Source organism: Pseudomonas sp. NFPP28 (assembly GCF_900115535.1).
Taxonomy (GTDB): Bacteria; Pseudomonadota; Gammaproteobacteria; order Pseudomonadales; family Pseudomonadaceae; genus Aquipseudomonas; species Aquipseudomonas extremorientalis.
Genome location: NZ_FOWT01000010.1, coordinates 68,985 through 82,247, shown reverse-complemented (window position 1 = coordinate 82,247; position 13,263 = coordinate 68,985). Strand labels below are relative to the sequence as shown.

The 13,263-nt window shown below is 61.2% G+C and carries 16 protein-coding genes; 8 read left to right on the top strand and 8 right to left on the bottom strand.

Going from position 1 to position 13,263, the window contains the following annotated elements:
* Positions 1-13: 13 nt before the first annotated feature.
* Both BM110_RS24435 and BM110_RS24430 read left to right on the top strand, forming a co-directional pair.
* Entirely contained in the window at positions 14-580 is a 567-nt protein-coding gene (locus BM110_RS24435; RefSeq protein ID WP_093125643.1) for a hypothetical protein, read from the top strand.
* 29 nt (positions 581-609) lie between these two features.
* Positions 610-1,044 carry a hypothetical protein gene (locus BM110_RS24430; RefSeq protein ID WP_093514303.1) on the top strand — a complete coding sequence of 145 codons (435 nt, stop codon included), beginning with the start codon at positions 610-612 and terminating at the stop codon, positions 1,042-1,044.
* Between the two features lie 15 nt (positions 1,045-1,059).
* Here the strand turns inward: BM110_RS24430 and BM110_RS24425 are convergent, their stop codons facing one another.
* On the bottom strand, positions 1,060-2,091 hold the full coding sequence (locus tag BM110_RS24425; RefSeq protein ID WP_093514302.1) for a PDDEXK nuclease domain-containing protein: 1,032 nt from the start codon (positions 2,089-2,091) through the stop codon (positions 1,060-1,062).
* 186 nt (positions 2,092-2,277) lie between these two features.
* Between BM110_RS24425 and BM110_RS24420 the strand changes: the two genes are divergently transcribed.
* From BM110_RS24420 to BM110_RS24395, 6 genes are all read left to right on the top strand, one after another.
* Positions 2,278-2,922 carry an NAD(P)H-dependent oxidoreductase gene (locus BM110_RS24420; protein ID WP_093514301.1) on the top strand — a complete coding sequence of 215 codons (645 nt, stop codon included), beginning with the start codon at positions 2,278-2,280 and terminating at the stop codon, positions 2,920-2,922.
* Positions 2,861-3,238, top strand: coding sequence for a MerR family transcriptional regulator (locus tag BM110_RS24415; RefSeq protein WP_093514300.1), 378 nt, complete (start codon positions 2,861-2,863; stop codon positions 3,236-3,238). Before BM110_RS24420 ends, BM110_RS24415 begins: the two co-directional genes overlap by 62 nt.
* Positions 3,239-3,396: 158 nt before the next feature.
* Positions 3,397-3,639, top strand: a complete 243-nt coding sequence (locus BM110_RS24410; RefSeq protein ID WP_003176346.1) for an exodeoxyribonuclease VII small subunit — start codon at positions 3,397-3,399, stop codon at positions 3,637-3,639.
* Entirely contained in the window at positions 3,636-4,523 is an 888-nt protein-coding gene (gene ispA, locus BM110_RS24405; RefSeq protein WP_093514299.1) for a (2E,6E)-farnesyl diphosphate synthase, read from the top strand. The genes BM110_RS24410 and ispA overlap by 4 nt, the downstream gene beginning before the upstream one ends.
* A 110-nt stretch (positions 4,524-4,633) precedes the next feature.
* Complete coding sequence (dxs, locus tag BM110_RS24400) at positions 4,634-6,532, top strand: 1-deoxy-D-xylulose-5-phosphate synthase (protein WP_093514298.1); 1,899 nt, start codon at positions 4,634-4,636, stop codon at positions 6,530-6,532.
* 140 nt (positions 6,533-6,672) lie between these two features.
* Positions 6,673-8,562 carry a TonB-dependent receptor domain-containing protein gene (locus tag BM110_RS24395; protein WP_093514297.1) on the top strand — a complete coding sequence of 630 codons (1,890 nt, stop codon included), beginning with the start codon at positions 6,673-6,675 and terminating at the stop codon, positions 8,560-8,562.
* On the opposite strand, the gene BM110_RS24390 is transcribed toward BM110_RS24395, so the two are convergent.
* From BM110_RS24390 to ribE, 7 genes are all read right to left on the bottom strand, one after another.
* Complete coding sequence (locus BM110_RS24390; RefSeq protein WP_093125614.1) at positions 8,559-9,341, bottom strand: cobalamin-binding protein; 783 nt, start codon at positions 9,339-9,341, stop codon at positions 8,559-8,561. The genes BM110_RS24395 and BM110_RS24390 overlap by 4 nt on opposite strands.
* Positions 9,338-9,757, bottom strand: coding sequence for a nuclear FMR1 interacting 1 family protein (locus BM110_RS24385; RefSeq protein ID WP_093125609.1), 420 nt, complete (start codon positions 9,755-9,757; stop codon positions 9,338-9,340). Before BM110_RS24385 ends, BM110_RS24390 begins: the two co-directional genes overlap by 4 nt.
* Positions 9,754-10,371: a GTP cyclohydrolase II gene (gene ribA / locus BM110_RS24380; RefSeq protein WP_016978544.1), complete on the bottom strand. Its 618-nt coding sequence runs from the start codon at positions 10,369-10,371 to the stop codon at positions 9,754-9,756. The genes BM110_RS24385 and ribA overlap by 4 nt, the downstream gene beginning before the upstream one ends.
* Positions 10,372-10,500: 129 nt before the next feature.
* Positions 10,501-11,220: a substrate-binding periplasmic protein gene (locus BM110_RS24375; RefSeq protein ID WP_092250575.1), complete on the bottom strand. Its 720-nt coding sequence runs from the start codon at positions 11,218-11,220 to the stop codon at positions 10,501-10,503.
* A gap of 66 nt (positions 11,221-11,286) precedes the next feature.
* Positions 11,287-12,252 carry a thiamine-phosphate kinase gene (gene thiL / locus BM110_RS24370; protein ID WP_093125603.1) on the bottom strand — a complete coding sequence of 322 codons (966 nt, stop codon included), beginning with the start codon at positions 12,250-12,252 and terminating at the stop codon, positions 11,287-11,289.
* Between the two features lie 18 nt (positions 12,253-12,270).
* A complete protein-coding gene (gene nusB, locus BM110_RS24365; protein ID WP_093514296.1) occupies positions 12,271-12,771 on the bottom strand; it encodes a transcription antitermination factor NusB in 501 nt (166 codons plus the stop codon).
* Entirely contained in the window at positions 12,768-13,244 is a 477-nt protein-coding gene (gene ribE / locus BM110_RS24360) for a 6,7-dimethyl-8-ribityllumazine synthase (protein ID WP_003176356.1), read from the bottom strand. Before ribE ends, nusB begins: the two co-directional genes overlap by 4 nt.
* Positions 13,245-13,263 lie beyond the last annotated feature (19 nt).

The following is a 13,263-nucleotide window of genomic DNA, read 5'->3' as shown; positions in this document are numbered from 1 at the left end:
AGGAAGGACGCTATTGAATACCTTAACCAAAATCGGGCGCTGCCTGGCACTGTTGCCCATTTTGCTGACCAGCACACCGTCGGTATTGGCCGATGAAGAAACACCGATCGGCGACTGGTCGATCATCTACGGCAGCGGTCGGGCCCATAAAAACGTGATGTATGTGGCCGATCGCACTTCGGTGGTGCCGTCGAACCACAACAAGGGCGCAAAACTGGTGGCCGTCACGGTGGTGTATGAAGAACCGGGCAAGCCCATGATCGATGTGTACAACATCGAAGTGCAGTGCTCCACGCGCAAGCTGCGCTTTCTTAACGGGCAGTCGGTTGCGCCATTTTCCTACACCCTCACGCACTTGAAGGTCTCCAACACGTGGCAGACGCCAAAGGAGTTCTGGCTCGACCGCACGCTCGCGTATGTCTGCGAACCGGGCAAGAGCAAGGACACCATCGCCATGGGCAAGATGACCCACCTGCAGATGATCCAGACCACCAAGGCCATGTTCCAGCAATTGGGGCCGACTCAGGAGAAGAGCCAGATGATCGATGACCTCGACGACATGCTGGGCAACAAGCGCTGAGCAACACTCACCTACAAGAAGGATTCACCATGCCTACATTGACAAGGCTGTTGCTGGCTGGGCTTTTGTTGCCCGCAGTGCTGTTTATAAACGGGTGCCACCTGATTGCACAATCGCGCTGGGAAGGCCGGGACGTGCAAGAGGCCTTTGATTTATTCGGCAAGCCCGACTCGATGAAAAAGCAGAATGCGCCCAATGGCGACACGCAGGTGGTGATGACCTGGCACAAATCCTCTTCATGGACGACCACTGAAGCCGCCGGGACTTCAATGAATCACACCGGGAACGGGATGGTGTACACGGAGTATTACCAGCAGGTCGGACACAGTTCGGATTGCAAGCTGGAAGCCACGGTGGATAAGACGAAGAAGATCGTGCTGTTCAGGATTGAGGATGGCCGGATCCTGCATGGCAAATGCCTGAATGTGCCATTTGTGCCGGGGTATATTCCGCCGGGCTTTTGAGGCTATCAGTCGGTTTTAACCCGCCAGTTCCCGCTCGATCTGCTCGATGCTTGGCAGGCTGGTTCGCAGCTCTGCGGGCAACGACTCAACCAGTTGATATTCCGCTACACCAATCGGTCGATTGTTATCGCGCAACGCATATTCGGCGACGACTTCGTTCTTGCTCTTGCACAACAGCAGGCCGATGGTGGGCCCGTCTTGTGGATGTTTAAGCTGGGCATCGACGGCAGCCAGATAAAAGCTGAGTTTCCCCAGATGCTCGGGTTTGAACTTGCCGGCTTTCAGTTCGATGACCACGTAGCAGCGTAGCTTCACGTGATAGAACAGCAGGTCGACAAAGAACTCATCGCCTCCGACATCCAACAGTACTTGCTGGCCGACAAAGGCGAAACCGGCGCCCAGCTCCAACAAAAAGTCGGTGACGTGCTTGATCAAGGCGTTTTCTATGTCGCGCTCCTGCGCGTCCAGGGCCAGGCTGAGGAAGTCAAATCGGTAAGGGTCTTTCAGCGACTCACGCGCCAGGTCGGATTGCGGTTTGGGCAGGTGGGTCTCGAAGTTGCTGACCGCCTTGCCACTGCGCTCCAACAAGCGGTTTTCGATGTGCATCACCAGCGAGTTACGCGACCAGTTGTTCTCTATCGCCTGGGCTATGTACCAGCGGCGGGTTTCGGGGCCGGGGAGTTTATCGAGCAACACCACATTGTGGCCCCAAGGCAATTGTGCAGCAGCCTGTTGCACAAATTCAGCATCTGACCACGCCTCGGCAAAAGCACGCATGTACTTGAGATTACGCGGCGAAAAACCCTTCATTCGGGGAAAGGCCGCACGCAGATCCTGGGCAAGTCGATCAATGACTTTGCTGCCCCAACCCTGCTCCGCCTGGCGGGTCAAAATGTCGTGGCCAATCTGCCAATAGAGCAACACCAATTCCCGATTCACCGCCAGTGTTGCGCGCTGTTGCGCCGCATGAATACGGCCTTTCAGGTCGGTCAGCCAGTCACTGTAGCCCGCTGGTGGTGCGGTCAAGCCGATACAGGGTTCGCTCATGCCATGTCACTCTGGAGTTTTGAGGCAGGCTAGTCAGGCGCATTGACGGTCACAAGGGGCGAAGGTCGTTCCAGGAAGGCCCCTTCAATAACCACAGAAACGTCCTGCTGGCCATTGCGGACTACTGACTTGACTCTCCCCTATACAGCAGCCTTTACCCTGGAACACCCTGTTCAGGACCTCCCCATGACCCCGCGTACCCTGGTGATCCTCGGCCATCCTTCCGCCTCCAGCTTTTGTTCAGCCCTGGCCGATACCTACATCCAGGCGGCAAAAACCGCCGGCCATGAAGTACGTGTCGTACGCTTGGGCGACCTGGCTTTCGACCCCGTCCTTCATCACGGTTACACCCAGATTCAGCCGCTGGAGCCCGACCTGCTCAGCGCGCAATCCGACATCCTCTGGGCCACTCACCTGACATTTGTTTTCCCGATCTGGTGGGGTGGCATCCCGGCGTTGATGAAGGGCTTTATCGACCGAATCTTCCTACCCGGTTTTGCCTTTAAATACCGAGCGGGCAAGGCTTTTCCTGACAAACTGCTCCACGGCCGAACGGCACATCTACTGGTGACCCTGGACACGCCGCCATGGTATTACCGTTGGTTCTATCGCATGCCGGGCATTCACCAGATGCGCAAGACCACGCTGGGGCTTTGTGGTGTCAAGACTGCAAAGACACTGCTGTTCGGGCCGGTGCTGGGCTCCACTGCGGCGCAGCGGGATACATGGCTGAAACAGGCCGGCGCTTTAACGGAAAAAAGGAGTTTTCATGTACATCGGCAAAGCCGCGCAGTTGTCGGGCACGACCATCAAGGCGATTCGTCACTATGAGGCGATCGGACTGCTGCCAGAACCGCGGCGTCAGGGCCAATACCGGGTCTATTCGGCGCAGAACATTGAGCTGTTGATGTTTATCAAGTGCGCGCAGCAATTGGGGTTCAAACTCAAGGAGTTGCAGGAGATTCTTGCAGGTCACGTAGGCGATGTATTGCCCTGGGAGCGGGCGGACCAGGCAATCGCAGACAAGAAGCAGGAACTAGCCCTGAAAATTGCCGCGCTACAGGAAATGCACGTGGGATTGCAGACATTTGAAGCACAGTTGAAAACATCACAAGAACAATGCTCGTCAATGGCGCAAAGATCCTGACCGGCGGTGAGCCGAATAAAATGGGTATACGGCTCATTTGATGAGCCGAATAGGGCGCTTATTCGGCTCACCGCCTGAACACCCTCCCCCGCTCATTTGCCCAGAATCCCCATGTCTGCTAGTGTCCCGCCGGTTTACCGTCTACCGGAATAGCCGCCATGGCCCGCAAAAAAGTTGCACTCGATTTCGAACAATCCCTCGCCGACCTGCAAACCCTGGTCGAGCGGCTGGAGAACGGCGAGTTGTCGCTGGAAGACTCGCTGACGGCGTTTGAGCAAGGCATCGGCCTGACCCGTGACTGCCAGAGCGCGCTGGCGCAGGCGGAGCAGAAGGTGCAGGTGTTGCTGGAACGTGACGGGGAGTTGGCCGAAGAACCTTTCGATGCGGAACAGCCCGAATGATCGACGCGTATCAGGCCAGTAGCCAAGCCCGGGTCAATACGGCGTTGGAACCCTTGTTTGTTGCGCCAAGCCCCGAACTCAAGCGTCTTTATGAAGCCATGCGCTACAGCGTGATGAATGGCGGCAAGCGCGTGCGTCCGTTGCTGGCCTATGCAGCGTGCGAAGCCTTGGGCGCAGACGCCGAACAGGCCAACGGCGCGGCCTGTGCGGTGGAGTTGATCCACGCCTACTCCCTGGTGCATGACGATTTGCCGGCGATGGACGACGACGATTTGCGTCGCGGCCAGCCCACCACCCACAAAGCCTTCGATGAAGCCTGCGCGATCCTCGCCGGTGATGGCCTGCAAAGCCTGGCGTTCAGCGCACTGCTGGACCCGGCATTGAGCAGCGTGAATGCCGAGATCCGCTTGCGCATGGTCACCGCCCTGGCGATGGCGGCAGGCCCGGCCGGCATGGTCGGCGGCCAGGCCATCGACCTCGGCTCGGTCGGCCGGAAGCTTGATCAACAGGCGCTGGAATACATGCACCGCCACAAGACCGGTGCCCTGATCGAAGCTGCCGTACACTTGGGAGCACTTGCCAGCGGGCGGGCCGAAGCCGCTCAGTTGGCTGCGCTGAAGACCTACGCGCGGGCCATTGGCCTGGCATTCCAGGTGCAGGACGACATTCTCGACGTAGAAAGTGACACCGCCACCCTGGGCAAACGCCAGGGCGCCGATATCGCTCGGGACAAACCGACTTATCCTGCGCTGCTCGGGCTGCAAGCCGCCAAGGCCTATGCCCTGGAACTGCGCGACCAGGCCCTGGATGCCCTGCGACCTTTCGACGCGGCGGCCGAGCCACTGCGTGACCTGGCGCGGTATATCGTCGAACGTCGGCACTGATAACGGCGGCCTTTGCGGCCGCATATCGGCCAAGTTCGGCGCTCCGCGTGGGCAGTTTGCGATGCTTGAGGTAAACTGCCGCCTCTTCTATACCTATAACGATTCGCCTGATGCCCACGACGTTTCAAGAGATTCCCCGCAAGCGCCCGTCCACGCCCCTGCTCGACCGTGCTGTCACGCCGGCCGGCCTGCGTCGACTCGGTGAAGCCGAGCTGGAAACCCTGGCCGATGAGTTGCGCCTGGAATTGCTCTACACGGTCGGCCAGACCGGTGGGCATTTTGGTGCCGGCCTGGGCGTCATCGAGCTGACCATCGCCCTGCATTACGTGTTCGACACCCCGGACGACCGGCTGGTGTGGGACGTGGGCCATCAGGCGTACCCGCATAAAATCCTCACGGGCCGCCGCGAGCAAATGGGCACCCTGCGCCAGAAGGACGGCATTGCCGCCTTCCCGCGCCGCACCGAGAGCGAGTACGACACCTTTGGCGTCGGCCACTCCAGCACCTCCATCAGTGCCGCGCTGGGCATGGCGATTGCCGCCCGCCTGCAAGGCAGCGACCGCAAGGCGATCGCGGTGATCGGTGATGGCGCGCTGACCGCTGGCATGGCGTTCGAAGCGCTCAACCATGCACCGGAAGTGGACGCCAATATGCTGGTGATCCTCAACGACAACGATATGTCGATCTCGCGCAACGTCGGTGGCCTGTCCAATTACCTGGCCAAGATCCTTTCCAGCCGCACGTACGCGAGCATGCGCGAAGGCAGCAAGAAGGTGCTCTCGCGCCTGCCCGGCGCGTGGGAAATTGCCCGGCGCACCGAAGAGTATGCCAAAGGCATGCTGGTGCCCGGCACGCTGTTCGAAGAGTTGGGCTGGAATTACATCGGTCCCATCGATGGCCACGACCTGCCGACCCTGATCGCCACGCTGCGCAACATGCGTGACCTCAAGGGCCCGCAGTTCCTGCATATCGTCACCAAGAAAGGCAAAGGCTTCGCCCCGGCGGAAGTCGACCCGATTGGCTATCACGCCATCACCAAGCTGGAACCCCTGCACGCTCCTGCCGCCGCGCCGAAAAAGGCCAGCGGGCCGAAGTACTCCGGTGTGTTCGGCGAATGGCTGTGCGACATGGCCGCCGCCGATCCGCGCCTGGTGGGCATTACCCCGGCGATGAAGGAAGGCTCCGACCTGGTGGCGTTCAGCGAGCGTTTCCCGCTGCGCTACTTCGACGTGGCAATTGCCGAGCAGCACGCGGTCACGTTTGCCGCCGGCATGGCCTGCGAAGGCGCCAAGCCAGTAGTGGCGATCTACTCCACGTTCCTGCAGCGTGGCTACGACCAGTTGGTGCATGACGTGGCAGTGCAGAACCTCGACGTACTGTTCGCCATCGACCGCGCCGGCCTGGTGGGCGAAGACGGCCCGACCCACGCCGGCAGCTTCGACCTGTCCTACCTGCGTTGCATCCCCGGCATGCTGGTGATGACGCCAAGTGATGAAAACGAACTGCGCAAGATGCTCAGCACCGGCCACCTGTACAACGGCCCGGCCGCCGTGCGCTACCCGCGCGGCAATGGCCCGAATGCAGTGATCGAAAAGGACCTTGAGCCTATCGAGATCGGCAAGGGCATCGTGCGTCGCCAAGGCAGCAAGGCCGCCTTTCTGGTATTCGGCGTGCAATTGGCCGAAGCGCTCAAGGTCGCCGAGAAGATCGACGCCACCGTGGTCGACATGCGTTTCGTCAAACCCCTGGATGAAGCCCTGGTGCGTGAGATCGCCGGCAACCATGAGCTGCTGGTGACCGTAGAAGAAAACGCAATCATGGGTGGCGCCGGTGCGGCGGTCAGCGAGTTCCTGGCGCGGGAGAATATCCTCAAGTCGGTGCTGCACCTGGGCTTGCCGGATGTGTACGTCGAACACGCCAAGCCGGCGCAGATGCTGGCCGAGTGTGGGTTGGACGAGGCCGGTATCGAGGCGTCGGTGCGTGAGCGCATGGCGTTGATCGGCCGGTAGAAACCGGATCAAAAGGTGGGAGGGGGCTTGCCCCCGATAGCGGTGGATCAGCCAAAATTTTGCTGACTGACACGACGCTATCGGGGGCAAGCCCCCTCCCACATTTGATTTGCATCACCTTCAAATGCTATGGACAGCCCATGAATCGCCTTCGCCTCGCCCTGCCCCTGCTGCTCCTGCCCTCTTCGGAATTGCTAGCCGACACCCGCGACGACGCACTGAAACTTCCCAACGTGGTCATCAGCGCCAACCGCCAGGTCCAGGCGCGCAACGACAGCAGCGCCGCCAACACCGTGTTCACCCGCGACGACATCGACCGCCTGCAACCCAACAGCCTCACTGACCTGATCAGCCGCGTACCCGGCGTGCAGGTAGCGCCTACCGGTGGTCGCGGCAGCCTGCCGGGAATTTATATCCGTGGCACCAAATCCGCACAAAGCCTGGTGTTGGTGGACGGCCAGCGCATTGCCAATAGCACCTCCGGCGACAGCGGCTTGCACTACCTGAACGTCGACCAGATCGAACGGGTGGAAGTGCTGCGCGGTTCACGTTCGGTAATCTACGGCAGCGATGCGATTGGCGGGGTGATCCAGGTGTTTACCCGGCGCAATGCCGGGCAAGGCCTGCAACCGCGTCTGAAGCTCGGGTTTGGCAGCAACAAGACCTGGGAGCGCAGCCTCGGCCTGTCCGGTGGCGATGAATACACGCGCTTCAACCTTGGCGCGAGCCTGGATGAGACCGCCGGCATCAACTCGACGCACACCTCATTCCCCAGCGATGGCGATCATGACGCCTACCGCAACCAGTCCCTCAGCCTGAACCTCAGCCATTCCTTCAGCGATGCGCTGGAGGCGGGGTTCAACCTGTTGGATAACCGCGGCAAGTCGGAGTACGACAACAGCTTTGGCCGCTACGACGTCGCCACCGGGCAAACGGTGGGGCAAAAGCCCTACACCGACTACACCGTGAGCAGCGCCAGCGGCTATGTCGACGCCACGCTCAACGAGCGCTGGCAATCGCGCCTGGAGCTGGGCCATAGCGAGAACCGCGACACCAAGCGCGACACCCTCAGTGATGACTTCAGTGTGTTCAACACTTACCGCGAGTCGGTCAACTGGCAGAACGACCTGACACTGAATGAGCAGAACAGCATGATTCTCGGCGGTGACTGGTACGAGGACCGCTTCCACGGCTCCACCACCCTCACCGAAAACAGTCGCTGGAACCGCGCGGCCTTTGTGCAGCATCGCTTCCATGGCGAATGGTTTTCCACCGAGCTGGGCCTGCGGCGTGACCAGAACCAGCAGTTTGGCGGGCAGAACAGCTGGAGCGGCACGCTCACGTTGCCAGTCAACCCGGACAACGACCTGCTGCTGAGCTACAGCGAGGGCTTCCGCGCCCCGACGTTCAATGACCTGTATTACCCGGACGAATACGGCTTCAAGAACAGCAACCCAAACCTGAAGCCCGAAACCTCGAAAAGCTACGAACTGCAATGGCGTAGCCAACTCAGCGACACCAGCCGCCTGGAAGCTTCGCTGTACCGCACCGATATCCAGGATGCGATCGTGTTCGGCAGCGACGGCCCGCAAAACGTCAGTTCGGCACGCATCAACGGCTTCGAAGCCGCGCTCAAGCAAGAGCTGTTCGGCTGGCAAGGCAGCCTGGGACTGGCACTGATTGATCCACGAGATCGCGATTCCGGACATACGCTGGCGCGTCGCGCCAGGCGCACCGTGAGCCTGGACCTGGATCGCCAATTCGACCAATTCGGCGTCGGCGCCAGCTGGCAAGCGGTCAGCAGCAGCTACGACGACGCGAAGAACCAGCAACCGTTGGCTGGCTATGGATTGCTCGGGCTGCGCGCCAGTTGGACGCTGAACCGTGAAGTCACGCTGAGCATGAAGCTCGATAACTTGCTGGACAAGGCCTACAGCCGGGCGCTGTATCAGTACCAAGGCCAGCAATATGGCTACCGGGAAGAAGGCCGGGCGCTGATGGTTGGCGTGACCTGGACGCCGGACCTCTAGCGGGACGCGATTACCTCACACAATCGGGCTACGGCTTCCAGCATCTGCCCGCTGGGCCGCTCCAGGCCTTTATCCGGCACCAGTCGCACCCGCTCAGCCATCGTCGGCCAGACCTTCCAGGCCTCCTTCTGCGCCTGGTCGCCCACCAGAATCATCTCGGGATCACGCTGCAACACCGACTCAATGCTCACCTGCGGGGCCGGCAGCTTGAGGTCATCAAACACATTGCGCGCGCCGCATACCTTTAACGCATCGCTGATGATCTGCCCGCCACCCACGGTGTACAGCGGCTTATTCCATACCTGGTAAAACACGCGCAATGGCTCGGCGCGCTGATAGCGCTGTCGCAGCTCGGCCAGGCGTTGGCGCAACTGCGCGGCCAACTGTCGACCCGCGTCAGCGCGGCCCAATTGCTCGGCAATGGCCTGGACCTGGGTGGTGAGCTGTTCAAGGCTATGGGGTTCGGCGACGTACACCGGGATATTCAGGCGCTGCAATTGCTCGCGCTGGGCCGGGCCGACGCTGCCGGGCCAGAGCAGGATCAGGTCGGGCTTGAGGCTGAGCAGGCGCTCCATGTCCAACTGACCGTAATGCCCCACTGACGGCACCTGCGCCAAGGCCGCCGGGCGTTCGCCGCCGTCGAGCACGCCCACCAGCACATCGGCTGCGCCCAGTTCGACCACGATTTCAGACAGGGACGGCGCCAGGCTCACCACTCGCTCGGCCGCCAGCGCCTGGGCACTGAATACCAGCAACACGGCCAGCCAGTGGCGAATCATCCCAGTTGACGGGGAATGCGGTAGAGGTAGAACAGCACCACGGTCGACAGCGCCAACAGAAACAGTGGCACCGCTTCCAACCCGACGAAGACCGACAACGCACCGACCCAGGCCGGTACGGCGGCAACCAGCAACGCCGTGCGCCGACGCGCCGCCAGGGTGATCCAGGCAGCCGGTTCTTCGGGGGTATCGAGGGCTTTGGAGGTGGCAATCAACGCGTGTTTATAGCCGTTGAAGTAGCGCAGGCTGAGGAACATCGAGGCCACGCCGGCAATGAAGAACGGCATGGCCAGCACCGGCAGCAGGGATTCGGCCTGGCCGAACACCAGGTTGAGCACCAACAGGGGGAGCAGCGCCAGGGCCAGGTACTGCCACCAATTGAAGGACAGTCGCCGTTTCACCTGGCCTCGGGTCACGCGCGGTCGACCTCGCCCTGGTGCTCGTTGCCCATCATATGGTCAAGCTTGCTGGCCTTGGTGGCCAGGTAGAGTTTGTTGTGCGGGTTGTGCCCGGTGTGCAGCGGCACACGCTCGGCCACAGTGATGCCCATCTCGGTCAAGGCTTTGACCTTGCGCGGGTTATTGGTCATCAGGCGCAGGGATTTGACGCCCAGGTGCTCGAGCATCGGCAGGCAGATCGCGTAGTCACGCTGATCGGCGGCAAAGCCCAGGCGCTCGTTGGCCTCGACGGTATCGGCGCCGCCATCTTGCAGCTCGTAGGCGCGGATCTTGTTCATCAGGCCAATGCCACGGCCTTCCTGGCGCAGGTACAACAGCACACCTCGGCCTTCACGGGCGATCGCGCGCATGGCGGCCTCCAGTTGCGAACCACAGTCGCAACGCTGGCTGAACAACGCATCACCGGTCAGGCATTCGGAGTGCACCCGGCCAAGCACCGGTGCGCCATCGGCGATATCGCCCAGGCTGAGCACGACGTGCTCGCGCCCGGTGGCTTCTTCGAGAAAGCCGTTCATGGTGAACGTGGCAAAAGGGGTAGGCAGCTTGGAAGCGGCGACGAAAACGACGGGCACCGTGTGCTCCTGATTTCAGTTTTTACAGAGGCGGCCATTGTAACAGCAGGTTCCTACAGACGCTTAAGCTGAATTATCGCTGATAAAGATCAATAGGTTCGATTGGCCTTCGACCTGGTTCTATGCACGTCAGAACGGATAGGGTTGTTTCCAGCGCTCGAATATCGGCTTTAACTCACCGCTTTTCACCAGGGCCGCCATGCGCTGGTCAAAGACAGCCATCAAGCCCCGGCCCTGCTCGTTATCGGCAAACCCGATGTACAACGGCAGTTCGGCAATCGGCGTCAGCGTGAACTTCGAGGGATCATCCGCCTGACTGAGCACGTACTTGGCCTCGGCCAACGCATCAATGTAGAAGTCCGCACGGCCATGTAGCAGCATTGCCAAAATGCCATCGCGACGCTCGACCTGGTTGAAACGGCGCACATTGGGCAAGTACTCCTCGTACTTGTAGCCGCGCACCCAGGCCAGGCGGTAGTTACCCAGCGTGGCGATGGTGGGCGTCGGTGTGCTGGCCAGCCCCAGGGCGTAGATGTGGTCGGAATCGAAGTTCCAGTGGGGGTACAACACACCTTCGGCTTCATCGCGGTAGGAACCGACCCAACCATCCACCTCGCCGCGCTGGGCCAGGCCGACCGAGCGCGTGTAGGGCACGGAACGGGTCTGCAAGTTGATGCCGGCCGGCTCGAAGACCTGACGCAGTACGTCCCAGGCCAGGCCCGTGCCGTCTTTGTTGGTGTAGTCGCTCCATTCCTCACTCGCCAGCATGACCTTGCCGGGCACCTCCTGCGCCTGGACCACCGCTGTGAAGACACACAGTACGATCAGCAGCCAACGGCGCACATCCATGGTGACGACCTCCTACGGGGCCTTGCATGCGTGATAACGCTACACAGGGTAGCGCAGCTTGCCGATTCAGGGTGTCTCGCGAAAATGCTGATAACCACGGATGGCCGGGGTGATGTCCTGCCCGCTGCCATCGAGCAACGTGACGCCCTGCCCCGCTTCGACCCGGCCGATCACATGGATCGGCCAGCCATCGGCCAGCAACGGTGCCAGTTCGACAGGTGGCAGGGTGAACGCCAGCACATAGTCGTCGCCCCCACTCAGGGCTGCCACGCGCGCGTCATCATCGCCGACAAACGCCAACAGTGCCTGGGACATTGGCAACCGCTCGCGTTCGATCAACAGGCTGACCTTTGACGCCATCGCGATATGCCCGCAATCGGCCAGGAGCCCGTCGGAAATATCCATCGCAGACGTAGCCTTGCCACGCAGCGCCAGACCCAGGGCCAACTGCGGTTGCGGCGACCAGTAATGAGCGAGCAAGGGCTCGGCGATGGCTGCGTCGGCGCTGCGCTGGCCCAATACCAACGGCAAGGCGCCGGCGGCATTGCCCAGCTCGCCGCCGACACACAGCAGGTCACCCGGCTGCGCACCGCTGCGGGTCAAGGCTTGCCCGGCCGGCACGCGACCGAACACGGTCAGCGTCAAACTCAGGGGGCCGCGGGTGGTATCGCCGCCCACCAGACCCACACCACAGTTTTGCGCCATGAGGTTCAACCCCTGGGCATAGCGTTGCAGCCAATCGGCATCGACGGTTGGTGTGGTCAGGGCAAGGGTAAATGCGAGGGGGGTGGCGCCCATCGCCGCCAGGTCGCTCACCGCCACGGCCAACGAGCGCTGGCCCAGCAGGAACGGGTCACAAGGGTCGGCAAAATGCACCCCGGCGACCAAAGTATCGGTGGAGATTGCCAACTGCTCCCCAGCGGGAAGTGCCAGCAAGGCGCAGTCATCGCCGATACCCAGGGCAATGCCTTCGCCGCCCTGCGCACAAGGCGCGGCGGCGAAGTAGTTGCGGATCAGCTCAAACTCGCCCATTCAGGTTTCAAGCGCGATTCAGCGCTTGTACGCCTTCACTTCGGCTTCACGCAGGCGCGGGGCCAGCTTGTCGAGCACGCCGTTGACGAACTTGTGGCCGTCGGTCGAACCGTAGACTTTCGCCAGTTCGATACCTTCGTTGATCACCACGCGGTACGGCACGTCGACGCGATACAGCAGCTCCCAAGCCGACAGGCGCATCACGCACAGCTCAACCGGGTCCAGCTCTTCGATGGTCAGGTCCAGGCAAGGCGCCAGGGCGGTGTCGATCTCGGTCAGGTGCGCGTGCACACCGTGCAAGATGTCGTGGAAATACGGCAGGTCGGCCAAGGTGAAATCGTTGTCGACGCGAAACTGTGCTTCGATCTCGTTCAACGACGCGCCCGCCAGGTGACGCTGATACAGCGCCTGGGTCGCCAACTGACGAGCAGCGCGACGCTTCTCGTTCTTCGAAGGCTTGCCAGCATCGGCTGGACGTGGCTCGCGCGGGTTGAAGTTGTCGCTCTCGTCGGAAATCACTTGGCCTCCAACTGCGACAGCAGGCTGACCATTTCCAGGGCGGACAGGGCAGCTTCAGCGCCTTTGTTGCCGGCCTTGGTGCCGGAACGCTCGATGGCTTGCTCGATGGAATCCACGGTCAGCACGCCGAACGCAACCGGTACGCCGAACTCCATGGACACCTGGGCCAGGCCCTTGGTGCATTCGCCAGCCACGTATTCGAAGTGCGGCGTGCCGCCACGAATGACCGCGCCCAAGGCGATGATCGCCGCGTATTCACCCTGTTGAGCAACTTTCTGCGCAACCAGTGGAATTTCGAAGGCGCCAGGGGCACGGATGATGGTGATGTCGCTTTCGCTCACACCGTGGCGAACCAGGGCGTCAACGGCACCGCTTACCAGGCTTTCAACCACGAAGCTGTTGAAGCGGCCAACCACCAGGGCATAGCGGCCTTTGGGGGCGATGAAGGTACCTTCGATGGTCTTCAGGGTCATTCGACAAATCTCTTAAAGA

Bases quoted from the DNA above. Each gene is read 5' to 3' on its own strand.
- BM110_RS24420 (WP_093514301.1), top strand. From the start codon at position 2,278: ATGACCCCGCGTACCCTGGTGATCCTCGGCCATCCTTCCGCCTCCAGC.
- dxs (WP_093514298.1), top strand. From the start codon at position 4,634: ATGCCCACGACGTTTCAAGAGATTCCCCGCAAGCGCCCGTCCACGCCC.
- BM110_RS24415 (WP_093514300.1), top strand. From the start codon at position 2,861: ATGTACATCGGCAAAGCCGCGCAGTTGTCGGGCACGACCATCAAGGCG.
- ribE (WP_003176356.1), bottom strand. From the start codon at position 13,244: ATGACCCTGAAGACCATCGAAGGTACCTTCATCGCCCCCAAAGGCCGC.
- BM110_RS24390 (WP_093125614.1), bottom strand. From the start codon at position 9,341: ATGATTCGCCACTGGCTGGCCGTGTTGCTGGTATTCAGTGCCCAGGCG.
- thiL (WP_093125603.1), bottom strand. From the start codon at position 12,252: ATGGGCGAGTTTGAGCTGATCCGCAACTACTTCGCCGCCGCGCCTTGT.
- BM110_RS24395 (WP_093514297.1), top strand. From the start codon at position 6,673: ATGAATCGCCTTCGCCTCGCCCTGCCCCTGCTGCTCCTGCCCTCTTCG.
- BM110_RS24375 (WP_092250575.1), bottom strand. From the start codon at position 11,220: ATGGATGTGCGCCGTTGGCTGCTGATCGTACTGTGTGTCTTCACAGCG.
- BM110_RS24410 (WP_003176346.1), top strand. From the start codon at position 3,397: ATGGCCCGCAAAAAAGTTGCACTCGATTTCGAACAATCCCTCGCCGAC.
- ispA (WP_093514299.1), top strand. From the start codon at position 3,636: ATGATCGACGCGTATCAGGCCAGTAGCCAAGCCCGGGTCAATACGGCG.
- BM110_RS24430 (WP_093514303.1), top strand. From the start codon at position 610: ATGCCTACATTGACAAGGCTGTTGCTGGCTGGGCTTTTGTTGCCCGCA.
- BM110_RS24425 (WP_093514302.1), bottom strand. From the start codon at position 2,091: ATGAGCGAACCCTGTATCGGCTTGACCGCACCACCAGCGGGCTACAGT.